Source organism: Mesorhizobium sp. WSM4836 (genome assembly GCF_055811815.1).
This window is the reverse complement of the sequence record NZ_JBVVQF010000132.1, coordinates 1-261: the sequence shown is the minus strand read 5'-3', so window position 1 is coordinate 261 and position 261 is coordinate 1. Positions and strand designations below refer to the sequence as shown.

The following is a 261-nucleotide window of genomic DNA, read 5'->3' as shown; positions in this document are numbered from 1 at the left end:
CCACCATCACCAGGATCTTGCCCAGCTTGCCCTTTTTCTTGGGCGCCTTTTCTTCCTTCTCGTCGCTCATCTCTCAATCCTCACGCAATTCGGGTGGTGGCCATGTCCGGCGAGTCGCCGGCATCGCCGATAGGCACCGCGCCGGCGAAGGCGGGGCGGGCCGGAATGACGGGTTCGGGCTGGCGCTGCGGCGCCTGGCGCTCGCCGCCGCCCGAATGGCCGAGATCGACCGCGGTCTGGCCCAGGCGCATCCCCTTGTCC

Annotated in this window: 1 protein-coding gene; it reads right to left on the bottom strand. The window is 68.2% G+C overall.

Translation table 11 applies throughout. The features are described 5' to 3' along the window. Positions 1–80: 80 nt before the first annotated feature. Positions 81–261: hypothetical protein (locus tag AC0L2P_RS32400; protein WP_473507268.1), on the bottom strand; the 181-nt coding region annotated here is incomplete at its 5' end.